This is a genomic window from Microbacterium mangrovi (genome assembly GCF_000802305.1).
Lineage (GTDB): Bacteria > Actinomycetota > Actinomycetes > Actinomycetales > Microbacteriaceae > Microbacterium > Microbacterium mangrovi.
On sequence record NZ_JTDK01000006.1, the window covers coordinates 217,268 to 240,800 of the forward strand.

At 70.0% G+C, this 23,533-nt stretch carries 16 protein-coding genes and 1 tRNA gene; 4 read left to right on the forward strand and 13 right to left on the reverse strand.

Annotated features, from left to right (window positions below; translation table 11 throughout):
- The first annotated feature begins 28 nt into the window (after positions 1 to 28).
- Entirely contained in the window at positions 29 to 592 is a 564-nt protein-coding gene (locus tag LK09_RS04925) for a dihydrofolate reductase family protein (protein WP_039396724.1), read from the forward strand.
- Here the strand turns inward: LK09_RS04925 and LK09_RS04930 are convergent.
- Positions 571 to 1,350 (reverse strand): SGNH/GDSL hydrolase family protein, encoded by a 780-nt coding sequence (locus LK09_RS04930; RefSeq protein ID WP_197060970.1) that lies wholly within the window; start codon positions 1,348 to 1,350, stop codon positions 571 to 573. The genes LK09_RS04925 and LK09_RS04930 overlap by 22 nt on opposite strands.
- An 83-nt stretch (positions 1,351 to 1,433) precedes the next feature.
- Between LK09_RS04930 and LK09_RS04935 the strand changes: the two genes are divergently transcribed.
- Positions 1,434 to 2,072 carry a phosphoribosyltransferase gene (locus LK09_RS04935; protein WP_039396732.1) on the forward strand — a complete coding sequence of 213 codons (639 nt, stop codon included), beginning with the start codon at positions 1,434 to 1,436 and terminating at the stop codon, positions 2,070 to 2,072.
- A gap of 6 nt (positions 2,073 to 2,078) precedes the next feature.
- Here the strand turns inward: LK09_RS04935 and LK09_RS04940 are convergent, their stop codons facing one another.
- The gene (locus tag LK09_RS04940) at positions 2,079 to 3,752 is read right to left on the reverse strand and encodes a DUF885 domain-containing protein (RefSeq protein WP_039396735.1); all 1,674 of its coding nucleotides are present in this window, start codon (positions 3,750 to 3,752) and stop codon (positions 2,079 to 2,081) included.
- 68 nt (positions 3,753 to 3,820) lie between these two features.
- Entirely contained in the window at positions 3,821 to 6,478 is a 2,658-nt protein-coding gene (gene polA, locus LK09_RS04945; protein ID WP_039396738.1) for a DNA polymerase I, read from the reverse strand.
- A gap of 53 nt (positions 6,479 to 6,531) precedes the next feature.
- On the opposite strand from polA, the gene LK09_RS04950 reads away from it, so the two are divergent.
- Entirely contained in the window at positions 6,532 to 6,957 is a 426-nt protein-coding gene (locus LK09_RS04950) for a hotdog fold thioesterase (RefSeq protein WP_039396742.1), read from the forward strand.
- Positions 6,958 to 7,017: 60 nt separating this feature from the next.
- Here the strand turns inward: LK09_RS04950 and LK09_RS04955 are convergent, their stop codons facing one another.
- Positions 7,018 to 7,635, reverse strand: coding sequence for an ANTAR domain-containing response regulator (locus LK09_RS04955; protein WP_039396744.1), 618 nt, complete (start codon positions 7,633 to 7,635; stop codon positions 7,018 to 7,020).
- Positions 7,636 to 7,703: 68 nt separating this feature from the next.
- On the opposite strand from LK09_RS04955, the gene LK09_RS04960 reads away from it, so the two are divergent.
- A tRNA-Leu gene (locus LK09_RS04960) sits at positions 7,704 to 7,786 on the forward strand.
- Between the two features lie 51 nt (positions 7,787 to 7,837).
- Here LK09_RS04960 and LK09_RS20600 read toward each other — a convergent pair.
- The 9 genes from LK09_RS20600 to LK09_RS05005 form a co-directional block, all read right to left on the reverse strand.
- Complete coding sequence (locus LK09_RS20600; RefSeq protein WP_052226428.1) at positions 7,838 to 11,593, reverse strand: CHAP domain-containing protein; 3,756 nt, start codon at positions 11,591 to 11,593, stop codon at positions 7,838 to 7,840.
- Positions 11,594 to 11,796: 203 nt separating this feature from the next.
- A complete protein-coding gene (pyk, locus tag LK09_RS04970; protein WP_039396746.1) occupies positions 11,797 to 13,245 on the reverse strand; it encodes a pyruvate kinase in 1,449 nt (482 codons plus the stop codon).
- A 53-nt stretch (positions 13,246 to 13,298) separates the two neighbouring features.
- Positions 13,299 to 14,765 carry a glutamate synthase subunit beta gene (locus LK09_RS04975; protein ID WP_039396748.1) on the reverse strand — a complete coding sequence of 489 codons (1,467 nt, stop codon included), beginning with the start codon at positions 14,763 to 14,765 and terminating at the stop codon, positions 13,299 to 13,301.
- A complete protein-coding gene (gltB, locus tag LK09_RS04980) occupies positions 14,758 to 19,347 on the reverse strand; it encodes a glutamate synthase large subunit (protein ID WP_039396750.1) in 4,590 nt (1,529 codons plus the stop codon). Before gltB ends, LK09_RS04975 begins: the two co-directional genes overlap by 8 nt.
- Before the next feature lie 65 nt (positions 19,348 to 19,412).
- Entirely contained in the window at positions 19,413 to 20,393 is a 981-nt protein-coding gene (gene lgt, locus LK09_RS04985) for a prolipoprotein diacylglyceryl transferase (RefSeq protein ID WP_039396752.1), read from the reverse strand.
- A 23-nt stretch (positions 20,394 to 20,416) separates the two neighbouring features.
- On the reverse strand, positions 20,417 to 21,199 hold the full coding sequence (trpA, locus tag LK09_RS04990) for a tryptophan synthase subunit alpha (protein ID WP_039396754.1): 783 nt from the start codon (positions 21,197 to 21,199) through the stop codon (positions 20,417 to 20,419).
- Positions 21,196 to 22,461 (reverse strand): tryptophan synthase subunit beta, encoded by a 1,266-nt coding sequence (gene trpB, locus LK09_RS04995; RefSeq protein ID WP_052226429.1) that lies wholly within the window; start codon positions 22,459 to 22,461, stop codon positions 21,196 to 21,198. The genes trpA and trpB overlap by 4 nt, the downstream gene beginning before the upstream one ends.
- Position 22,462: 1 nt before the next feature.
- Positions 22,463 to 23,239 (reverse strand): indole-3-glycerol phosphate synthase TrpC, encoded by a 777-nt coding sequence (trpC, locus tag LK09_RS05000; protein WP_039396755.1) that lies wholly within the window; start codon positions 23,237 to 23,239, stop codon positions 22,463 to 22,465.
- On the reverse strand, positions 23,236 to 23,466 hold the full coding sequence (locus LK09_RS05005; protein WP_039396758.1) for a DUF6704 family protein: 231 nt from the start codon (positions 23,464 to 23,466) through the stop codon (positions 23,236 to 23,238). The genes trpC and LK09_RS05005 overlap by 4 nt, the downstream gene beginning before the upstream one ends.
- Positions 23,467 to 23,533: the final 67 nt, after the last annotated feature.

A 23,533-nucleotide genomic window follows, 5' to 3' on the forward strand; every position in this document is an offset into this window, starting at 1 on the left:
GTCGGAGGCGCTTGCTAGCGTCGGGGCCATGAGCCGCACCGTGTTCCTGACCGCGTCCACTCTCAACGGCTTCCTCGCCGACTCCGACGACTCGCTCGAGTGGCTGTTCGCCGTGCCCGGCGGCGACAGCGGCGGCGAGGAGTTCGAGCGATTCCTGGACGGCGTGGGAGTGCTCGTTCAGGGCTCGTCGACCTACGAGTGGGTCGTCCGGCACGAAGACCTCACCGCCCACCCCGAGAAGTGGCCGGCGTACTACGGCGCGCGCCCCACCTTCGTCTTCACCAGCCGCACCCTGCCGGCCGTTCCGGGCGCCGACGTCCGCTTCGTGTCGGGGCCCGTCACCGACCACTGGGAGACGATCCGCGAGGCCGCAGCCGGGCGCGACGTCTGGGTCGTGGGCGGTGGCGACCTCGCCGGACAGTTCGCGGATGCCGGACTCCTCGACGAGCTGGTCGTCACGTTCGCGCCGGCGACCCTGACCGCGGGCAAACCGCTCATGCCGCGGACGATCGGCGCGGATCGTCTCGAGCTCCTCGAGGCGACCAAGCGCGGACCGTTCGCCGAGCTGCGCTACCGGGTGTCGTCTGCCTGATCTGCGGGCACCATGAGGGTCCAGGCGCCGTACTTCGGCTCGCGGCCGTCTCCCGATGACGTGCCGGTCAGGCGGCGCCTGATCCAAGGACCCACATGCTCGGCGTAATATCCGAACCCGCGAAGGCTCCGGATGTCGGTCAGCTCCGGCAGCGACCACCAGCCGGTCGGCACGGGGACGCCGAGCGCTGTGAGCACACGGGCGGCGACGCGGTGGTGCCCGCGTGCGTTCATGTGCAGGCGGTCCTCCGACCAGTACGGCGGGGTGGCGAGCTCCCGATCGGGCCAGTTCCACGCGGTGACGACCTCCGGGTAATCCCGCAGCCGTGCGGCGACGGCCTCCGACAACAGGTCGCCGCGTTTCTGGATGACCGGCCGCAGCGGCAGCTGTCCCGACGGATTCGCCCCGGAGAGCGCGATCAGCTGCACGCCCTCCTCCTCGCAGCGCTCGACCACGTGCATGAAGAGGTCGGTGACGTGCGAGATCGAGGTGCGCGGGCGCAGCATGTCGTTGCCGCCGCCGTTGAACGAGAGGTGCGTCGGCTTCAGCGCCAGAGCGGGCTCGAGCTGCTCTGCGACGATCGGGGCGATGAGCTTGCCGCGGATCGCCAGATTGGCGTACTCGACCCGCTCGTCAGAGGCTGCGGCCCATCCTTCGGCGACCAGATCGGCCCAGCCTCGCACGCGACCGTCGGGGAGTTCATCGCCGACCCCTTCCGTGAAGGAGTCCCCGATTGCCACGAAGCGCACTGCTGCCATCCCTCCAGCCTACGACCGACCGGATGCGTCCTCCGTGCGCGGCGACGCGACCTCCCTCGTTGAGACGGGCATAGTGTGGCGTCATGGCCATCTTCGCCGACCGGGCTGCGGCGGGCCGGGAGCTCGCCGGGCTCTTGGACCGGGAGGCCTTCGCGGACGCGGTGGTGTTCGGCATCCCGCGCGGGGGTGTCGTGACCGGAGCCGAGGTCGCCCGGTCGCTGGGTGCACCTCTGGCGGCCGTCGTCGTTCGCAAGCTCGGCGCCCCCTCGAACATGGAGTTCGCGATCGGGGCGATCGCGCAGGAGGTCACCGTCCTGAACCCCGATGCGGTGCGCACGTCCATGGTGACGCCGGAGCAGCTCAACTTCATCGAGGACCTGGAGCGCGTCGAGCTCAGCCGCCGGGTCCGCATCTTCGCGCCGGATCAGATCGACCTGACCAGGCGCACGGCCGTCGTGGTGGACGATGGTGTCGCCACGGGGGCGACCGCGACCGCCGCCTGCCAGGAGCTGCGTCGGCGTGGCGCGGAACGGGTGGTGCTGGCCGTCCCGGTGGCCCCCGCCCGCTGGCGTCCCACTCGCGGCGTCGTCGACGAGTACATCTGTCTGCAGCCGGTCCGGGACTTCTGGGCGGTGGGCCAGTTCTACACCGACTTCACCCAGACGACCGACGCGGAGGTCGTGGAGTTGCTGTCCCACGACCTCCGCGGCGGTTCGGAGTGACGCCGGTCAGCGCGCGAGAGCCTCGCGCAGCGTGTCGAGTCCGACGCCGCCGATGCCGAGCGCGCGCTTGTGGAACTCCTTGATGGAGAACGAGTCGCCCTGACGCGCGCGGTAGTCGTCGCGTGCCTGCTCCCAGATGCGCTGGCCGACCTTGTACGACGGCGCCTGGCCCGGCCACCCGAGGTACCGGTTGACCTCGAACCGGATGAACGCGTCGGACATGTTGACGTTGTGGCGCATGAAGTCGAGAGCGTAGGCGGCATCCCACGTGCCTTCGCCGTCCGGACGCGGCTTCTCGAGGTGAACGCCGATGTCGAGCACCACGCGTGCGGCGCGCATGCGCTGCCCGTCGAGCATGCCCAGGCGATCGGCGGGGTCTTCGAGGTACCCGAGCTGCTCCATCAGCCGCTCCGCGTACAGCGCCCACCCTTCGGCGTGGCCCGAACTGCCCGCGAGCAGTCGGCGCCACGAGTTGAGCTCATGGCGGTTGTAGACCGCCTCCGCGATCTGCAGGTGGTGCCCGGGCACGCCCTCGTGGTACACCGTGGTCAGCTCGCGCCACGTGTCGAAGGTGTCGACGCCCTCGGGCACCGACCACCACATGCGGCCCGGACGCGAGAAGTCGTCGGTCGGGCCGGTGTAGTAGATGCCGCCCTCATTCGTGGGCGCGATCATGCACTCGAGCCGGCGAATGGGCTCGGGGATGTCGAAGTGGCTGCGACCGAGCTCCTCGACGGCCCGGTCGCTGGTCTCCTGCATCCAGCGCTGCAGCGCTTCGGTGCCGTGCAGCGTGCGCGACTCGTCGGCCTCGAGCAGGGCGACGGCCTCCTCGACGGATGCGCCCGGCTTGATCTCGTGCGCGATGGCGGTCTGTTCGGCGACCATCCGGGCGAGCTCCTCGCGGCCCCACTCGTAGGTCTCGTCCAGGTCGATGGTCGCGCCGAGGAAGCGGCGCGAGTGCAGCGCGTAGAGCTCGCGGCCGACCGCGTCGCGGTCGCCGGCGACCGGCGCGAGCTCGCTGCCGAGGAACGTCGACAGGCGGTCGTAGGCCACGCGTGCGGCGTTCGAGTTGTCGGCGAGGTCGCGGGCGAGGGATGCCGGCAGCTGGCCCTCGTCGGGAGCGGCGTTGCCGGTGAAGGTCGCGAAGAACCCGTTGTCCCCGAGGTAGCGGCCGATCTCGGTGGCGACCTCCTCCACCTGACGGCGTGCGGGCACGACACCCTGCGCGATGCCCTCGCGGAGGGTCTCGATGTAGCCGTCGATCGCGCCGCGGACTCCGCCGAGACGACGGGAGATGACAGCCCAGTCCTCGACCGTCGCCGTGGGCATGAGGTCGAACACCGAGCGGATGTCCTGGGCCGGGGAGGCGATCACATTGAGGTCGCGCAGATCCCAGCGCGCCTCGGCGACCTCCAGGTTGAGCCGTAGCTCGCGGGTGAGGTCGGCCTTGGTGACCTCGTCCACGGCGTCGACGGACGTCGCCGCTTCGAGCTCGGACAGCGTCTTGCGGGTGGCGTCGACGATGTCCTGGATGCCCGCCGGTGAGTAGTCGCCGTACCGGTCGTTGAACTCGGAACGGCCGATGTAGGTCGCCAGCGTCGGCACCTTCTCGGCGAGGGTGTCCACCCAGGCGTCCGCGATCTGATCGACCGGGGTCGGGGTGCGGGAAGAATCACTCATCATTCCAGCCTACGGAAACGGCACCCGGTCCCGCCAATCGCGGAACTGGATGCCGCAACCGGGCGCGGTCAGTGACCGGCGAGGTCCCAGTTCGCGCCCCGGCCGATCTGCACGTCGAGGGGCACCGACAGTTCGGCGGCATCGCCCATGCGGGTGCGGACGATGCGCTCGGCGGCATCCCACTCCCCCGGTGCGACCTCGACGACGAGCTCGTCGTGGATCTGCAGCAGGATGCGCGAACGGAGCCCCTCGGCCGTGAACTCGTCGTGGATGCGGAACAGCGCGATCTTCATGATGTCGGCGGCACTGCCCTGGATGGGCGCATTGAGGGCGGCGCGTTCGGCGTTCTCGCGCAGGACGCGGTTGGGGCTGGACAGGTCCGGGAACGGGCGGCGGCGTCCGAAGATCGTCTCGGTGTAGCCGACCTCCTTCGCGGCGAGCACCGACGAGCGCAGGTAGTCGCGGACGGCGCCGAACCGGGCGAAGTACTCGGTCATCAGCTGCTTCGCCTCGGCCTGCTCGATCCGGAGCTGCTTGGACAGGCCGAAGGCCGACAGGCCGTAGACCAGGCCGTAGGACATCGCCTTGACCTTGGTGCGCATGAACGGCGTGACCTCCGCCGGCTCGACGGCGAACACGCGCGACCCGACGAACCGATGCAGGTCTTCACCCGAGTTGAACGCCTCGATGAGGCCCGCGTCGCCCGACAGATGCGCCATGATGCGCATCTCGATCTGCGAGTAGTCCGCCGTCAGGAGCGTCTCGTAGCCCTCGCCCACTTCGAACGCCGCACGGATGCGGCCCGACTCGTCGGAGCGGATGGGGATGTTCTGAAGGTTCGGGTCGGTGCTCGACAGGCGGCCGGTCTGGCTGCCGGTCTGCACGTAGGTGGTGTGGATGCGGTGGTCGGCGCCGATGGCGGCATCCAGCGACTCGATGATCTGCCGGAGCTTGGTCGCCTCACGGTGCTGCAGGAGCAGGTCGAGGAACGGGTGTGGACTGGTCTCTTGCAGATCGGCGAGGACCGCGGCATCCGTGGAATAGCCGGTCTTGGTCTTGCGCGTCTTCGGCAGCTCGAGCTCTTCGAAGAGCACCTCCTGCAGCTGCTTCGGCGAGCCGAGGTTGACCTCCCGGCCGATCACCGCGTAGGCATCCTGGGCGATCGCGTCGGCCCGCACGCCCAGCTCGGCGCTGAACTCCGCCAGCTTCGGATGCGAGACGGCGACGCCGGCGAGCTCCATGGCGGCAAGGGTGGAGAGCGTCGGCAGTTCGATGTCGGCGAGGACCGAGGCGACACCCTCGGGCAGCGCGGCCCGCTGGGCGTCTGCGACGCGGAGGGTGAACCAGGACAGCTGCCCCGGCGTCGCGCCCTCGGTCTCCGGTACGAGCTGCGTGGGGTCGGCCTCGGGGAGCTTCTCGTCGAGATAACGGTCGACGAGGTGACCGAGCGACTTGTCGGGGAAGCTCGGCCGGACCAGCCACCCCGCGATGATCGTGTCGAATCCGATGCCCGAGGTCGTGATGCCCGCCCGACTGAGAGCCTTGATCTGCGGTTTCGCGTCGCTGAACGTCTTGACGGCGTCCGAGGCGAACCAGTCGCGCACGGCCGCCGCGACCTCGTCGTTCCAGCCGGACTCGACCGCCAGGGGCCGATCGCCGTTGCTGCTGATCGTGGCGAACCCGAGCCGCCGGGGCAGGCCGCCCTCGGCCAGGACGGTCACGCCGACCTCGCCCTCGGCGGAGGCCAGCCAGTCGGCGAGGCCGGATGCCGACAGGTCGACCGGCACGGGGGCGGCCACCTGCGGACCGGATGCCGCCGCAGCCATCTGCGGCTCCACGCCGGTCGCTTCGAAGACGCGGGGCAGCAGAGTCTTGAACTCGAGTCGCGCGAAGATGTCGCGCACGGCCTGCGCGTCGATGGGCTGCACGGCGAGGTCGGCAGGGCCGAGCGGCAGCTCGACGTCGCGCAGCAGACGGTTGAGACGGCGGTTGCGGCGCACGTCTTCGATGTGCTCGCGAAGGTTGCCGCCGACGACCCCCTTGATCGTGTCGGCGCCGTCGAGCAGCGCATCGAGGGACCCGAACTGGGTGAGCCACTTGACCGCCGTCTTCTCGCCGACCTTGGGCACGCCGGGCAGGTTGTCGCTGGTCTCGCCCACGAGCGCGGCGATGTCGGGGTACTGCTCGGGCGGCACGCCGTAGCGCTCCTGAACGGTGACCGGGTCGTACCGCTTGAGCTGCGAGACGCCCTGCACGTTCGGGTAGAGCAGCGTGACCTCGTCGGTGACGAGCTGGATCGTGTCGCGGTCGCCGGAGCAGACCAGCACGTCGTAGCCGGCCTCGGCGCCCTGCGTGGCGAGCGTGGCGAGGATGTCGTCGGCCTCGATGTCCTCCTTCTGGAGCACATGGATGCTCATGGCCGCGAGGCACTCCTGAAGCAGCGGGATCTGTCCTCGGAACTCGGCGGGGCTCTCCGACCGATTGGCCTTGTACTCGGTGTACTCGCGGGTGCGGAACGACTGCCGCGACGTGTCGAAGGCGACCGCCATGTGGGTCGGACGCTCGGCCTTGATGAGGTTGACGAGCATCGAGAGGAATCCGTAGATGCCGTTCGTGTGCTGTCCGTCCTTCGTCGAGAAGTTCTCCACGGGGAGGGCGTAGAAGGCACGGTAGGCCAGCGAGTGGCCGTCGACGACGAGAAGGGTAGGCTTTGCGGAGTCCGTCACCCCGCAAGCCTAGCCGGGGCCACCGACACCGAGTTCTGCCGAGCGGAGACACGATGCCCGAGACCACCAGCCCCGGAATCGACTGGGCGATGGCGCGCGGAATGGGCGCCCTCGCAGAGAAGATGGGTCTGCAGTGGGTGGAGTTCTCGCTCGAGCGATGCGTGGCGACGATGCCCGTCGAAGGCAACACGCAGCCGGTCGGACTGATGCACGGCGGTGCTTACGTGGTCCTCGGCGAGTCCCTCGGTTCCATGGCCGCCAACCTCCACGCGGGTCCCGGGCGGCTCGCGGTCGGCATCGACATCAACGCGACGCACACCCGCTCGGCGACCTCCGGCGTCGTCACCGGCGTCTGCACGCCGATCCACCTCGGCCGCAGCATGACCGTCCACGAGATCGCCGTCTCCGACGAGCAGGGACGCCGGCTCTCCACGATCCGGATCACCAACCTGATCAAAGACCTCCCGGCATCCGCCTGAAGCCGAAACGAAGGATGCCGCCGGGTGATCCACTCGGCGGCATCGTCGTGTGACGGGGGCTCAGCCCTTCTTCGGGGCGAGCTGCTCGATGATCGCCTTGGCGACGTCCTGCATCGTCAGGCGGCGGTCCATCGACGCCTTCTGGATCCAGCGGAAGGCCTCGGGCTCGGAAAGGCCCATCTTCTCGTTGAGGAGACCCTTGGCGCGGTCGACGAGCTTGCGGGTCTCGAAGCGCTCGACCATGTCGGCGACCTCGGCCTCGAGCGTGACGATCTGGTCGTAGCGGGCCAGGGCGATCTCGATCGCCGGCAGCAGGTCGTTCGGCGTGAAGGGCTTGACGACGTACGCGAGTGCCCCCGCCTCGCTCGCACGCTCGACGAGCTCCTTCTGGCTGAAGGCGGTCAGCAGCACGACGGGCGCGATGTGGTTCTTACTCAGCTTCTCGGCCGCCGAGATGCCGTCGAGCTGCGGCATCTTGACATCCATGATGACGAGATCGGGGCGCAGCTCGGTCGCCAGCTGTACTGCGGTCTCACCGTCGCCCGCCTCGCCCACCACGTCGAATCCGTTGTCGCGAAGGATCTCCACGATGTCGAGACGGATGAGCGATTCGTCCTCCGCGACGACGACGCGTCGGGGGGCGGGGGCTGCTGCGGGACTCTGCTCCTGGTCAGTCACCTTCCCATCCTAGCGAACGCGTACGAGAGGCCCCTGCATGCGGGTGCGGTAGTGTCGGATGCTGGTACGCCGGTGTGGCGGAATGGCAGACGCGACCGACTCAAACTCGGTTGCCCGAGAGGGCGTGTGGGTTCGACTCCCATCACCGGTACCGACGCCGACAGGGCCGCCCGGAGGGTGGCCCTGTCGGCGTTCGCGGCGCCTACCTCGGGATCGACTTGCCCGCGCTGGTCTTCGTCACGCTCAGGTATCCCGCCTTGCCACCCGTCACGCGGACCGCGATCGTGGTGCCCCGGTCGACGGTCGCGACCTTGTACGCGGAGGTGGTCGCCCCGGCGATCGGGACGCCGTTGCGCAGCCACTGGTAGCGGAGGGCGACCGGTGCCGGACCCCACGCGCCCGCCTGCGCGGTGAGCGTCGCCCCCACGACGGCCGTGCCGGCGATCACGGGGGTCGGCGTGGCGGTCAGCACCCGGGGCACGGCCAGACCTGCGCTGGTCTGCGTGACGGTCGCGTAACCGGGCGCGGCGCCGGTGACCTTGACGGCGAGCGTCGTGCCGCGGTCGGCGACCGTCACCGTGTACGTCGCTCTCGTGGCGCCGGCGATCGGCGTCCCCGACCGGTACCACTGGTACGTGAGCGCGACCGGCGCCGGGGCCCACGCGCCGGGCCGCGCGGTGAGGACCGACCCCGCGGTCGGCGTCCCGCTGATCTGCGGCACCGGCGTCGCCGTGAGCGGCAGCTTCATCACCACGGCCGGACTGGTCTGGGTGACGGTGAGGTAGCCGGCCTTGGTCGCGGTGATCCGAACAGCGATCGAGGCGCCCAGATCGCCGCTCGACGACCCGTACGTCGCCGACGTCGCGCCCGCGATCGGAACCCCGTCGCGCAGCCACTGGTAGGTCAGGGCGACCGGCGCCGGACCCCAAGTGCCCGGCTGAGCGGTCAGCGTCGCGCCGATCGCGGGCGTTCCGGCGATGGTCGGCACCGGCGTCGCGGTCAGCACCCGGGGAACGGACAGGCCGGCGCTGGTCGTGACCACGGTCAGGTACCCGGGTTTGCTGCCGGTGACTCCGACGGTGAGCACGGTGCCGCGGTCGGCGACCGCCACCGTGTAGGTCCGGCCCGTGGCGCCGGGGATCGCCACCCCCGATCGGAACCACTGATAGGCGAGGGTGACCGGCGCGGGTCCCCACGCGCCCGGCTGCGCGGTCAGGACCGACCCCGCAGTCAGTGAGCCGGTGACCTGCGGCGCCGGGGTCGCCGTGAGCGGCCGCAGCACGACGACGCCCGCGCTCGTCCTGGTGACCGTGAGATAGCCGGCCTTGGATGCTGTCACCCGCACGAAGACGGACGCGCCGAGATCGCTGAGCGTTGACCGGTAGGTCGCTCCCGTCGCTCCGGCGATCGGCACGCCGTTGCGCAGCCACTGATATGTCAGCGTCACCGGGGCGGGGGCCCAGGTGCCGGGCAGTGCGGTGAGGGCCGATCCGATGGCCGGCGAACCCGCGATGACCGGAGTCGGCGTGCTGGTCAGGACACGGGGCACGGCGTGGCCCGCACTGAGTCTGGTCACGCTCAGGTAGCCGGACTTGGCGCCCGTCACTCGCACCGAGAGAGTGGTGCCGCGGTCGAGGGGGGTGACCCGGTACGTCGTGGCGGTCGCTCCGCCGATCGCGGCGCCGTTGCGCAGCCACTGGTACGTGAAGGTGACCGGTGCCGGGCCCCAGGCGCCGGGCTGCGCGCTCAGGACCGACCCGGCGGTCAGCGAGCCGCTGATCTGCGGCACCGGGGTCGCGGTCAGCGCCTTGAGCACCACGACGCCCGCGCTCGCCTTCGTGACGGTGAGGTATCCGGGCTTGGACCCCGTCACCCGGACGGTGATGGACGCGCCGAAGTCCGCTGCCGCCGCCCGGTACGTCGCCGACGTCGCGCCGGGAATCGGGGTTGCGCCGCGATACCACTGGTAGGTCAGCGTCAGGGGGGCCGGTGCCCACGTGCCCGGGCGGGCGGTGAACGTCGAGCCGATCGTCGGGATGCCGGTGACCTGCGGCGTCGGCGTGGCGGTCAGCACCCGCGGCACGGCTCTGCCCGCGCTCGTCTCGGTGACGGTGGCGAACCCGGCCCTGCTGCCGGTCACCTTCACCGTGAGGGTGCTGCCCCGGTCGGCGACGACGACCTGGTAGGTCGCGGCGGTCATCCCGGCGATGGCGGCCCCATCGCGGTACCACTGGTAGGACAGGGCGACCGGTGCCGGCCCCCACGTCCCCGGCTGCGCCGTCAGGACCGAGCCCGCTGTCACGGAGCCGGTCACCTGCGGTACGGGGGTTGCCGTCAGCGGCTTCAGCAGCACCACGGCGGCGCTCGTCTTCGCGACGGTGAGGTATCCGCTCTTCGAACCCGTCACCCGGACGGTGATCGACGCCCCCACGTCGCTCACCGGCGGCCGGTACGACGACGCGGTGGCGCCGGCGACCGGGATGCCGTTGCGCAGCCACTGGTAGGACAGGGTCACGGGCGCCGGAGTCCAGGCGCCGGGCTGCGCCGTCAGCAGCGCTCCCGCCGCGCGGATGCCGCTGACGACGGGCACCGGGGTGGCGGTCAGCAGACGAGGCACCGCGATCGGCGCGCTCGTGCGGGTCGTCGTCGCGTATCCCGACCGGCGCCCGGTCACCACGACCGTCAGCGCGGTCCCGCGGTCCGCCACGGCGACCGTGTAGGCGGATGCCGTGGCACCCGGGATCGCCGCACCCGACCGGTACCACTGATAGGTCAGAGAGTCGGGGGCCGGCGCCCACGCGCCGGTCGTGGCCGTCAGCTTGGCTCCGGCCACGGGCGTGCCCGACACTGTCGGCGTGGGCGCGGCGGTGAACGGCGGCGACACCACGGCGGCGGCGCTCAGCCGGGCGACGGTGCCGTATCCCGCCTTCGAGCCGGTGACGCGCACGGTGAGGGATGCGCCGAGGTCGGTCGCGAGCACTTTGTAGGAGGCACTCGTCGCCCCGGCGATGGCGGCGCCGTTGCGCGACCACTGGTACGCGAGGGTCACCGGCGCGGGCGCCCACGCGCCCGGCTTCGCCGTGATGGTGGAGCCGGGCGTGACGTCGCCCGAGATGACCGGAGACGGCGATGCCGTCAGCATCTTGACGGGAACCACCGCGGGGCTGAGCGCCGTCGCCGAGGTGTAGCCGGTCCGGGACCCGGTGGTGACGACCGTCAGCTTCTGACCGGCATCCCCCGCGACCACACGATGCGTCGTGCCCGTCTCCCCCGCGATGGACTGTCCGTTGCGGTACCACTGGTGCTTGAGGGTGACCGGGGCAGGTGACCACGCGCCGTCCTTCACGGCGACGGTCTGTCCGACGACGGCCGAGCCGGTGATGCGCGGCGTCGCCGACCGGACCGTCGCCGCGGGAGAGGTCGTGCCGCCCTGCGGAACACCGACGACCGCGCCCATCGTGCTCGTCTGGATGAACCCGGACACCTCGGAGATCCGGTACGTGCGCCAGTCGAAGTCGAGGCTGCTGTTGTCCTCGGAGACGACGAACGTGCCGGCCGCGGCATTGACGGACTCGACGTAGGCGACGTGCCCGAGCGGGGCGATCGCCGCGGACGTCCACCATGCGATGTCGCCGGGCGCCGGCGTCCGGTCCACCGTGATGCCCTTGGCCTGCGCCTGGCTGCCCCAATCGGTGGCGTTGCCGTGACCGGCGGAGATGAAGTCCGCGATGCCGCGCTTCTGCAGGCGGTACGAGGCGTAGTTCGTGCAGTTGTGCCCGCTGTACATGTACCAGAAGCTCTGTGTGTACACCGCCGCGTACCCGGCGTTGCCGTAACCGGCGGCCGTGCACGCCGTGAAGCCCTTGCACATTGTGCCGTACCAGGTGAGCGCCTGGGCCGACAGGGACTGCGCCACCGTTCCCCCGAGCACGATTGCGATGACTGCGAGCGCACTCACCAGACTCCGACGCAACTGACGCATGATCCCCCGACCTGTCGACGTGTCGCACCAGTTTCTCAGCAAAGACACGGCGAAAACCAATCGGGCGACACGCCGAACAATATCACCACTGATCACACCAGCAACAGGTATAAGCGCGAAAATGCCGATCGGGGATGCCGCGAAATGCGGCATCCCCGATCGGCTCGGTGCTTGCGGTCCTACGACTCGGCTCGGTAGATCGGCGCGGCGCCGTGCACCGCGTCGCCCACCCGGTGGATGCGGATGTCGTTGGTCGACCCGATGATCCCGGGAGGGGAACCGGAGATCACGACGACCTTGTCGCCGACGTTCGCCAGCTCCTCCGAGATGAGGAAGTCGTCGACCTGGATGAACATGCGGTCGGTGTGCGCGACGTGCTCGGTGAGCGTCGAGCGGATGCCCCACGTCAGCGCCATGCGCCGGCGCGTCTCCTCGAGCGGCGAGAAGGCGAGCATGGGGATCTTCGGACGCAGACGCGACATGCGACGGGCCGAGTCGCCCGACTCGGTGAAGACGCAGAGGTACTTGGCCTCGACGAACTCCGCGACCTCCATCGCCGCCAGCGTGATCGCGCCGCCCTGGGTCTTGGGCTTGGTCGTGAGCGGGTGGATGCGGTCGAGTCCGTGGTCCTCGGTGGACTCGATGATGCGGGCCATCGTCTCGACGACCCCGACCGGGTACTTGCCCACGCTCGTCTCGCCCGACAGCATGACCGCGTCGGCGCCGTCGAGCACCGCGTTGGCGACGTCGCTCGTCTCGGCGCGGGTCGGCACCGGGTTCTCGATCATCGACTCGAGCATCTGGGTCGCGACGATGACCGGCTTCGCCATGCGACGGCACAGCTCGACCGCGCGCTTCTGCACGATCGGCACCGCCTCGAGCGGCAGCTCGACGCCGAGGTCGCCGCGGGCGACCATGATGCCGTCGAAGGCGTCGATGATGTCTTCCAGGTTCTCGACCGCCTGCGGCTTCTCGATCTTGGCGATCACCGGGATGTGGCGTCCTTCTTCGGCCATGATGACGTGGACCCGCTGCACGTCCTTGGCGTCGCGGACGAACGAGAGCGCGATGATGTCCGCGCCGGCGCCGAGAGCCCAGCGGAGGTCCTGCTCGTCCTTCTCGCTCAGGGCGGGGACGTTCACGGCGACGCCGGGGAGGTTGATGCCCTTGTTGTTGGACACCGGGCCGCCCACGATGACCTCGGTGGTGACGGTCGTCTCGTCCGAGTCCACGACCTTGACGCGGACCTTGCCGTCGTCGATCAGCAGGAAGTCGCCGGGCTTGACGTCCTGGGGCAGGCCCTTGAACGTGGTCGAGCAGATCTCCTTCGTTCCGGCGATGTCGTCGACGGTGATCTTGAAGATGTCGCCGGCCTTGAGCTCGTGCGGGCCCTTGGCGAACTTGCCGAGACGGATCTTCGGGCCCTGCAGGTCGACGAGGATCGCGACCGGCTTGCCCGCCTCTGCGGCGGCCTTGCGGACATTGTTGAAGTTGTTCTCGTGCACGGAGTAGTCGCCGTGGCTGAGGTTGAAACGGGTCACATCGACACCCGCGTCGATGATCGCGCGGACCATCTCGTAGGTGTCGGTTGCGGGGCCGAGGGTTGCGACGATTTTCGCGCGTCTCAAGGGTGCTCCAGGGGTTGGTTCAGAAGGCAAGCAGAAAATGTGCCAGGCCCAGCCTACGCAGGCTGCAATCCGATGGCGAGATCGGTGGGCTTGACCGGCGCCGGCAGGGAGGTCTCGCCCATCAGGTAGCGGTCCACCGCCGCGGCCGCGGCACGGCCCTCGGCGATCGCCCACACGATGAGCGACTGGCCGCGACCCGCGTCGCCGGCCACGAAGACGCCGGGGGTCGTCGACTGGTAGTCGTCGTCCCGCTGCACGTTCCCGCGGTCGGTGAACACCGACCCGAGCTGCTCGTCGATCGCGGTGCGCTCGGGGCCGGTGAAGCCCATGGCGATGAGCACCAGGTCTGCGGGGATCTCGCGCTCCGTGCCGCTCTTGGGCACGCGGCGCCCGTCGACGAACTCGGTCTCGGCGACCCGCAGCGCCCGCACCTCACCGGCGTCGTTCGCGAGGAACTCGACGGTCGAGGCGAGGTACGTGCGCTCGCCGCCCTCCTCGTGCGCGGACTGCACCTCGAAGACGGTCGGCATCATCGGCCACGGCTGGTGGTCAGGTCGCTCCGCGGCGGGCCGGCGTCCGATCGCGAGGTTGGTGACGCTCAGCGCGCCCTGACGGTGCGCGGTGCCGATGCAGTCGGCCCCGGTGTCGCCCCCGCCGATGACGACGACGTGCTTTCCCTGCGCGGTGATCTGGTTGGGCACGTGCGTGCCCGCGGTGGCGCGGTTCGACTCGACGAGGTACTCCATGGCGAAGTGGACGCCGTCGTGGTCGCGTCCGGGGATCGGCAGATCACGGGGAACGGTGGCGCCGGTGGCGATGACCACCGCGTCGTAGCGGGCCCGCAGGTCGCTCCAGGAGATGTCCTTGCCGATCTCCACGCCGGCGCGGAAGCGGGTGCCCTCGTCCTGCATCTGACGCAGCCGGGCCTCGATGTGACGCTTCTCCATCTTGAAGTCGGGGATGCCGTACCGCAGGAGGCCGCCGATGCGGTCGTCGCGCTCGAACACCGCGACGGTGTGCCCGGCGCGGGTCAGCTGCTGGGCGGCGGCGAGACCGGCCGGCCCCGAGCCGACGACCGCGACCGTCTTGCCGGTGAGGCGCCCCGGGGGCTCCGGCTCGATCCAGCCGTTGCCGAAGGCCTCGTCGACGATCGACACCTCGATCTGCTTGATCGTGACCGCGGGCTGGTTGATCCCCAGCACGCAGGAGCTCTCGCACGGGGCCGGACACAGCCGCCCGGTGAACTCCGGGAAGTTGTTCGTCGCGTGCAGGCGCTCGCTCGCGGCACGGCCCTCGCCGCGCCAGGTCAGGTCGTTCCACTCCGGGATGAGGTTGCCCAGCGGGCATCCCTTGTGGCAGAACGGGATGCCGCAGTCCATGCAGCGTCCGGCCTGCCGTCGGAGCACGGCCGAGTCGCCCGGCTCGTACACCTCTTTCCAGTCCAGGATGCGTACGGGTACGGGGCGCCGGGCGGGAAGCTCCCGCTCGGTCACCTTCAGAAAGCCCTTCGGGTCAGCCACCCGTCACCTCCAGAATGCGGGTCCAGACGACATCGCCGTCGGGGTCCAGTCCTTGTTCGACGGCCGCCTGCCGGGTCTCCAGCACGGCGGCGTAGTCGCGCGGGAGCACCCGCACGAAATGATCCACTTCGGTCTCGAAGTCGGCCAGCAGGGATGCCGCCAGCTCCGATCCGGTCTCTTCGACGTGCCGCTCGAGCAGGTCCCGCAGGATCTCGGCATCCGCGGTGCCGAGCGCACCCAGCTGCAGCTCGCCCGAGGACAGCGCCTCGCGGTTCACCCGCTCACGGTCCAGCTTGTACACGTACGCGGTCCCGCCGGACATGCCGGCGCCGAGGTTGCGCCCGGTCTCCCCGAGGATGACGGCCAGGCCGCCGGTCATGTACTCCAGCGCGTGGTCGCCCACGCCCTCGACGATCGCGGTGGCGCCGGAGTTTCGCACCAGGAACCGCTCCCCCACGACGCCGGACAGGAACAGCGTGCCCTGCGTGGCGCCGTAGCCGATGACGTTGCCGGCGATGACGTTCTCCGAGGCCGGGAAGGTGGCGGCCTGCGGCGGACGGATCGCGATGCTTCCGCCGGACAGGCCCTTGCCGACGTAGTCGTTGGAGTCGCCCTCCAGACGCAGCATGATGCCCGCCGGGAGGAACGCCCCGAACGACTGGCCGGCAGAACCCGTGAGGTCGACCTCGATGGATCCGGTCGGCAGGCCGTTCTCACCGCGCGCCTTCGTGACGTGGTAACCCAGCATCGTGCCGACGGCACGCTCCGTGTTGCGGATCGGGAGGGCGATGCGCACGTGCCCGCCGGTCTGGATGACGTCCTGAGCGCGCTCGATCAGCTGCACGTCGAAGTGCTTCTCGAGCTCGTGCTCCTGACCGCGCAGGTTGCGCCGCGGCTCGTCGTCGGCGAACTCCGGGCCGTCGAGGATCGGCGCCAGGTCGAGCCCCTTCGCCTTCCAGTGCGCGACGGCATCCATCGTGTCCAGCAGCTCGTTGTGGCCGACGGCCTCGTCGAGCGAGCGGAATCCGAGGTCGGCCAGGTACTCGCGCACCTCTTCGGCGATGAACTCCATGAAGTTCACGACGAACTCGGGCTTGCCCGTGAAGCGCTCGCGAAGCACCGGGTTCTGCGTCGCGACGCCGACGGGGCAGGTGTCGAGGTGGCAGACGCGCATCATGATGCAGCCGGAGACCACCAGCGGCGCGGTCGCGAATCCGAACTCCTCGGCGCCGAGCAGGGCGCCGATGATGACGTCGCGGCCGGTCTTGAGCTGTCCGTCGACCTGCACCACGACCCGGTCGCGCATGCTGTTGAGCATGAGCGTCTGCTGGGTCTCGGCCAGGCCGAGCTCCCACGGCGTCCCGGCGTGCTTGAGCGAGTTGAGCGGACTGGCGCCCGTTCCGCCGTCGTGTCCGGACACCAGGATGACGTCCGCCAGGGCCTTCGCCGTCCCGGCCGCGACGGCGCCGATCCCGGACTGGCTGACGAGCTTCACGTGCACTCGCGCGGCGGGGTTGGCCCGCTTCAGGTCGAAGATCAGCTGCTTGAGGTCCTCGATCGAGTAGATGTCGTGGTGCGGCGGCGGCGAGATCAGCCCGACGCCGGCCGTGGCATGACGCGTGCGCGCGACCCACGGGTACACCTTCGTCGGCGGCAGCTGTCCGCCCTCACCGGGCTTGGCGCCCTGCGCGAGCTTGATCTGCAGGTCGTCGGCCTCGGTGAGATACAGGCTCGTGACGCCGAACCGCCCGGATGCCACCTGCTTGATGGCGCTGCGACGGGTGGGGTCGAGGAGCCGGTCGACGTCTTCGCCGCCCTCGCCGGTGTTCGACTTCGCCCCGAGCCGGTTCATGGCGATGGCGAGCGTCTCGTGGGCCTCGCGGGAGATCGAGCCGTAGCTCATCGCGCCCGTCGAGAACCGCTTGACGATGGATGCCACCGACTCGACCTCGTCGATCGGCACCGGCCGGCGCACACCCGTGCGGAGCCGGAAGAGACCGCGCAGGGTCTTCAGCTCGGCGGCCTGGTCGTCGACGAGCTTCGTGTACTCGCGGAAGATGTCGTACCGCCGGGTGCGCGTCGAATGCTGCAGCCGGAACACGGTGTCGGGGTTGAACAGGTGCGGCGAGCCGTCACGGCGCCACTGGTACTCCCCGCCGGTCCACAGCCGCTCGTGGGCGCGGACGGCGGCATCCTCCGGGTATGCATAGGCGTGCCGCGAGGCGTTCTCCGCTGCGATGACCTCCAGCCCGACGCCGCCGAGCTTGGATTCGGTGCCGGTGAAGTAGGCGTCGATGAACTCCTCGGACAGGCCGACGGCCTCGAACACCTGGGCGCCGGCGTACGACGACACGGTGGAGATGCCCATCTTGGACATGATCTTCAGCACGCCCTTGCCGAGCGCGTAGATCAGGTTCTTGACGGCCTTCTCGGGCGTGACGTCGGTGATGAAGCCCGCCCGCACGAGGTACTCGACGGTCTCCATCGCCAGGTACGGGTTGACCGCGAACGCGCCGTAGCCGAGCAGGGTCGCGACGTGGTGCACTTCGCGCACGTCGCCGGCCTCGACGATCAGACCGCAGTTCATGCGGGTCTGCTTGCGCACCAGGTGGTGGTTGACCGCGGCGACCATGAGCAGCGACGGGATCGGCGCCAGGTCTTTGTTGGAGTCGCGGTCGCTGAGCACGATGAACTCGGCGCCGTCCTCGATGGCCTGGTCGACCTCCTTGCACATCTGCTCGAGCCGGCGCTTCATGCCCGCCGCGCCCGACTCGACCCGGTAGAGGCCGCGGATCGTCACGGAGGTCCGGCCCGGCAGCGCGGTGTGGATGTGCTGGATCTTCGCGAGCTCGTCGTTGTCGATGACCGGGAAGTCGAGGGTCACGTTGCGCGTGTGGTCCGGTCCCCAGTCGAGGAGGTTGCGCTCCGGGCCGAGGCCGATCGTCAGCGACGTGACGACCTCTTCGCGGATCGAGTCCAGCGGCGGGTTGGTCACCTGGGCGAACTGCTGCGTGAAGTAGTCGAACAGCAGGCGCGGGCGATCGCTCAGGACGGCGACGGGCGTGTCGCTGCCCATCGCGCCGAGCGGCTCGGCGCCGGTCTGCCCCATCGGCGTCAGCATGATGCGGACGTCTTCCTCGGTGTAGCCGAAGGTCCGCTGACGACGGGTGATCGAGGCGATCGGATGCACGATGTGCTCGCGCTCGGGAAGATCGCGCAGGCGCACGCGACCGGCATCCAGCCACTCCTGCCACGGGTGCAGGGTGGCGAGGTCGCGCTTGATCTCGTCGTCCTCGATGATCCGGCCCTGAGCCGTGTCGACGAGGAACATGCGTCCGGGGCGGAGTCGCCCGCGGCGCTTGATGCGCTCGGGCGCGAAATCGAGCACGCCCGTCTCGCTGCCGATGACGATGAGGCCGTCGGTGGTCTCGGTCCAGCGGCCGGGACGCAGGCCGTTGCGGTCGAGGGTCGCCCCCACCTGCGTGCCGTCGGTGAAGATCAGCGCGGCGGGCCCGTCCCACGGCTCCATCTGGATCGAGTGGTACTCGTAGAAGGCGCGCAGGTCGCCGGTGATGTCGGCCTGCTTCTCGTAGGCCTCCGGGACCATCATCATGATGGCGTGCGGCAGGCTGCGCCCGGTGAGCGTGAGCAGCTCCAGCACCTCGTCGAACGACGCCGAGTCGCTCGCCCCGGGTGTGCACACCGGCAGCAGGGGCTCGATCTCGCCGAGCAGATCGCTGGCGAGCTGCGACTGACGCGCGCGCATCCAGTTGCGGTTGCCGCCGACGGTGTTGATCTCGCCGTTGTGTGCGAGCATCCGCAGCGGCTGCGCGAGCGGCCAGGACGGGAAGGTGTTGGTCGAGTACCGCGAGTGCACGACGGCCAGCTCGGACGCGAAGCGCTCGTCCTGGAGGTCGGGGTAGAACGGCTCGAGCTGCAGGGTGGTGACCATGCCCTTGTAGCCGAGGGTGCGGCTGGACAGGGAGACGAAGTACGCGTCGAGCTCATTGCGTGCCCGCACGCGCAGACGGTAGACGCGCCGGTCGAGGGCGATGCCGGACAGCGCCGGCTCGGTCCCCTCACTCGGGCGCGACACGAACAGCTGCTCGAACGCCGGCCGCGCGTCGTGCGCGAGCTTGCCGAGGTGCTCGTCTTCGGTGGGCACCTCGCGCCAGCCGAGAACGGTCAGGTTCTCACTGCGGGCGATGCGTTCGACGCCCTCCTTCTGCGCGAGGCGCGCCGCATCGTCGCGCGGCAGGAAGATCATCCCGGCCGCGTACTCGCCCACGGGGGGCAGGTCGAAGTCGACGACGGCGCGCAGGAAGGCGTCGGGCATCTGGGTCAGGATGCCTGCGCCGTCTCCGGTGCCGGCATCCGACCCGATCGCACCGCGGTGCTCGAGGTTGCGCAGCGCCGTGAGCGCCAGGTCGATGATGTCGTGGCCCGCCGTGCCGCGCAGCGTCGCGACCATCGCCAGGCCGCAGGCATCCTTTTCGAATGCCGGGTTGTACATGCCCTGCTTCGCGGGGGCGGAGGCTTGCGCAGCCGAGAACGACGAGAGGTCGCCGGGACTGGGTGCCATGGGTACCGTCCTCATATTGATCATTCAAATGGGACGCCATCGGCCCAGTGGGGACTGAGGCAGTGTTACGGAGCGGCGGCGCTTGTGGCTGCGCGGTTCTCTGCCTCCTCGGACGGAGGCTCGCTCACGTCCACGTACTCGGGGGTGTTCTGCGATTGTACCGAACCTTTGCCCCGCGGCTCGCGTCCGGGCATGTACGGCGACGGTTCGAGACCCGGGTGGCGTCGCTTCTGCACGATCATGATGCCCAGACCGATGATCACACCGAAGATTGCGGCCCAAACGTTCGTTCGCAGGCCCAGGAAGACGTCGCTCGGATCGATGCGAATCGATTCCCAGACGATGCGGCCGGCGCTGTACCAGACCAGGTACAGGCCGAACAGGCGCCCCCACTGCAGGGTGAAGCGCTGACCCGCCCAGAGCAGCACGGCCGCGCCGAGGAGGTTCCAGATCATCTCGTACAGGAACGTCGGGTGGAAGAGGGTTCCCGCGGCGAGACCGGCCGGGAAGGCCGGGTTCGTGGACTGGATCTCCAGGCCCCACGGCAGGTCGGTCGGCAGCCCGAAGAGCTCGTTGTTGAAGTAGTTGCCCAGCCGCCCCATGGCCTGCGCGATGATGAGGCCCGGCGCCAGCGCGTCGGCGAAGGTCCAGAAGCGGATGCCGCGCCAACGGCACCCGAGGTACGCGCCGATCGCGCCGCCGATGAGCGCACCGTAGATCGCGATGCCGCCCTGCCAGATCGCGAACGCGCTCCACGGGTTGGCCCCGGGACCGAAGTAGAACGACCAGTGGGTCACCACGTGGTAGATGCGCGCGCAGATGATCCCGAGCACGACCGCCGGAAGGGCGATGTCGATGACGACCCAGTTCTCGGCTCCGCGCTTGTTGAGCCGGTGGTTGGTCATCAGCGTCGCGACGATGATGCCGGCGATGATGCACAGCGCGTAGAAGTGGATCGTGAAGGGTCCGACCGTGAAGTAACTCACCGACGGGCTCGGGATGCTGGCGAGCACGCCGGAGAGCGCACTCGTGGGGGCGAACGTCATGGTGTCGAGTCTAGGCGCTCGGATCAGGCCGACGTACCGGCGGCGAGCCCGCGGGCGGTGGCCGCCAGGCCGTCCAGGCCGCCGTCGCGCAGGGCGCGCACCAGAGCGGTTCCGACGATGGCCCCGTCGGCGTAGTCGAGGACGCCCGCGACCTGGTCGGCGTTGGAGATGCCGATGCCGACGCAGGCGTGCTCGCACCCGTGGTCGCGCAGCCGCGCCACGAGCGTGCGGGCCGCGGCATCCAGCTGCGCCCGCTCCCCCGTGATGCCCATCGTCGACACCGTGTAGACGAAGCCGGTGCTCGCCCGCACGATCAGGTCGAGACGCTCGTCCGTGGAGGTCGGAGCTGCCAGGAAGACGCGGTCGAGCCCGGTGCGCTCGGAGGCGGCGATCCATTCGGCGGCCGCATCCGGCGTGATGTCGGGCGTGATGAGCCCGGCCCCGCCGGCCGCGGCCAGGTCGTCGGCGTAGCGGTCCACGCCGTACTGCACCACCGGGTTCCAGTACGTCATCACCAGCACGGGGACGCCGGTGCGCTCGGTGATCTCCTTCACCGCGGGGAACAGGTCGCGCAGCCGGAAGCCGTTCGCCAGGGCCGTGTGCGTCGCCTCCTGGATGATCGCGCCGTCCATCACCGGGTCGGAGTAGGGCGGCCCGAGCTCGAGGATGTCGGCCCCGTTCTCGGCGAGGGTCACGGCCGCCTCGATGCTGGTGCGCAGGTCCGGGTACCCGAGCGGCAGGTAGCCGACGAACGCGCCGCGGCCTTCGGCCTCGACGGCATCCAGCATGTCGGCGATACGGCTCATGCTCCGGCCCCCTGGTCGGCGTCGTCGTACAGGTGGAAATACCGCGCGGCGGTGTCCATGTCCTTGTCGCCGCGGCCGGACAGGCAGACGGCGATCACGCCGTCGGGTCCGAGCTCCTGCCCGATGCGCAGCGCTCCCGCCAGCGCGTGGGCGGATTCGACCGCCGGGATGATGCCCTCGGTGCGGCTGAGGAGGCGCAGGGCCTGCATCGCTTCGTCGTCGGTCGCCGGGATGTACTCGGCGCGCCCGATCGCGGACAGCCACGAGTGCTCCGGGCCGACGCCGGGGTAGTCGAGTCCGGCGGAGATCGAGTGCGACTCGATGGTCTGGCCGTCTTCGTCCTGCAGCACGTAGGTGCGGGCGCCGTGCAGGATGCCGGGGCGTCCGCGCTCGATCGAGGCGGCGTGCTTGTCGGTGTCGACGCCGTCGCCGGCCGCCTCCACCCCGTAGAGCTTCACGTCGGCGTCGTCGAGGAACGCGTCGAACATGCCGATCGCGTTCGAGCCGCCGCCCACGCATGCCACGACGGCGTCGGGCAGGCGCCCGACCTCGTCGAGCAGCTGCGCGCGCGCCTCTTCGCCGATGACCTTCTGGAAGTCGCGCACCATCGCCGGGAACGGGTGCGGGCCCGCCGCCGTGCCGAAGATGTAGTTCGTCGTCTCGACCGACGCCACCCAGTCCCGGTAGGCGTCGTTGATGGCGTCCTTCAGCGTGCGCGAGCCGGTCTTGACCGCCACGACCTCGGCGCCGAGGAGCCGCATGCGGGCCACGTTGAGCGCCTGGCGCTCGGTGTCGACCTCGCCCATGTAGATCGTGCAGTCCATGCCGAACAGCGCGGCGGCGGTGGCGGTGGCCACGCCGTGCTGACCGGCCCCGGTCTCCGCGATCACACGCGTCTTGCCGAGCCGCTTGGTGAGCAGCGCCTGACCGAGCACGTTGTTGATCTTGTGGGAACCGGTGTGGTTGAGGTCTTCCCGCTTGAGGAAGACGCGCGCGCCGCCGGCGTGCTCGGCGAACCGCGGCACCTCGGTGATGATCGACGGCCGTCCGGCGTATGTGTCCAGCAGGTGGCGGAACTCCGCGAGGAATGCGGGATCGGCCATCGCCTGCTCGTACACCTCGGTGAGCTCGTCGATCGCGGCGATCAGGGACTCGGGCATGTAGCGCCCGCCGAACTCGCCGTAGAACGGGCCGTGTGCAGCGCGCAGCGAACCGATGTCGGTCGGCACTTCGGCTCCCTCCAGTCGCTCGGTACGTGGCATGTCAGGCCTCCAGGAAGGATCGGAGTGTGGCGACCGGGTCGCCGGTCACGAGCGCCTCACCGACGAGAACGGCATCTGCTCCGGCGCTGCGGTAGTGAGCGACGTCGGCCGGTGCGAGCACGGCGGACTCGGCGACCTTGGTGGCATCCGCCGGGATTCGGTCGGCGAGGCGGCCGAACAGGTCGCGGTCCATCTCGAAGGTGGTCAGGTCGCGGGCGTTGACGCCGATGAGCCGAGCGCCGAGCTCGGCGGCGCGATCGACCTCGTCGGCCGAGTGCGCTTCGACGAGCGCCGTCATACCGAGCTGGCCGATGAGTTCGAACAGCTCCGCGAGCACCGGCTGGTCGAGCGCCGCGACGATCAGCAGCACCAGGTCGGCGCCGGAGGCGCGGGCCTCCAGCACCTGATACGGCGTCGCGATGAAGTCCTTGCGCAGCACCGGGAGCCCGACGCGCGCCTTGACGGCCTCGAGATCGGCGAGGGTCCCCTTGAACCGGCGTCCTTCGGTGAGCACGGAGATCGCCGAGGCGCCGCCCTGCTCGTACAGCGCGGCGAGGTGCGCCGGGTCCGGGATGCCGGCGAGGTCTCCCCGCGAGGGGCTCGCGCGCTTGACCTCGGCGATCACCTTGACGCGTTCGCCCGGTGCCAGGAACGCGAGCGCATCGCGTGCCGGGACCTGCGCCAGCGCGGCGCGCTCGACGTCTGCGAGGGGCCGGGTCAGCTCACGCTGTGCGGCGTCTTCGACGGCTCCGTCCGTGAGGTCGGCGAGGAGGTTCAATGCTCTTTGGGCTGGTACTTCGGACCGTTGACCCCGTAGCCCGCCTTCTTCATGGCGAACCCGACGATGGGGCCGATGACGATGATGACCACCGAGGCCCAGACCAGCGCGGGCAGCTCAAGGTAGAAGAACAGCGTGCCGAAGGCGACGCCGGCGAGCATGATGATGACCATCGCCCACGCCGCGGGCGAGTGTCCGTGGCCGGGGTCTGCGATGGGGTTCGACATGGGGCTCCTTGAAGTCCGGGCTGGCGGGCGATGTGCCCGCGGCCAGTTTAGCGGGTGGAGGCGGCCC

Bases quoted from the DNA above. Each gene is read 5' to 3' on its own strand.
- LK09_RS04950 (WP_039396742.1), top strand. From the start codon at position 6,532: ATGCCCGAGACCACCAGCCCCGGAATCGACTGGGCGATGGCGCGCGGA.
- LK09_RS04930 (WP_197060970.1), bottom strand. From the start codon at position 1,350: ATGGCAGCAGTGCGCTTCGTGGCAATCGGGGACTCCTTCACGGAAGGG.
- trpA (WP_039396754.1), bottom strand. From the start codon at position 21,199: ATGAGCCGTATCGCCGACATGCTGGATGCCGTCGAGGCCGAAGGCCGC.
- gltB (WP_039396750.1), bottom strand. From the start codon at position 19,347: ATGGCACCCAGTCCCGGCGACCTCTCGTCGTTCTCGGCTGCGCAAGCC.
- LK09_RS05005 (WP_039396758.1), bottom strand. From the start codon at position 23,466: ATGTCGAACCCCATCGCAGACCCCGGCCACGGACACTCGCCCGCGGCG.
- trpB (WP_052226429.1), bottom strand. From the start codon at position 22,461: ATGCCACGTACCGAGCGACTGGAGGGAGCCGAAGTGCCGACCGACATC.
- lgt (WP_039396752.1), bottom strand. From the start codon at position 20,393: ATGACGTTCGCCCCCACGAGTGCGCTCTCCGGCGTGCTCGCCAGCATC.
- LK09_RS04935 (WP_039396732.1), top strand. From the start codon at position 1,434: ATGGCCATCTTCGCCGACCGGGCTGCGGCGGGCCGGGAGCTCGCCGGG.
- LK09_RS04925 (WP_039396724.1), top strand. From the start codon at position 29: ATGAGCCGCACCGTGTTCCTGACCGCGTCCACTCTCAACGGCTTCCTC.
- LK09_RS04940 (WP_039396735.1), bottom strand. From the start codon at position 3,752: ATGAGTGATTCTTCCCGCACCCCGACCCCGGTCGATCAGATCGCGGAC.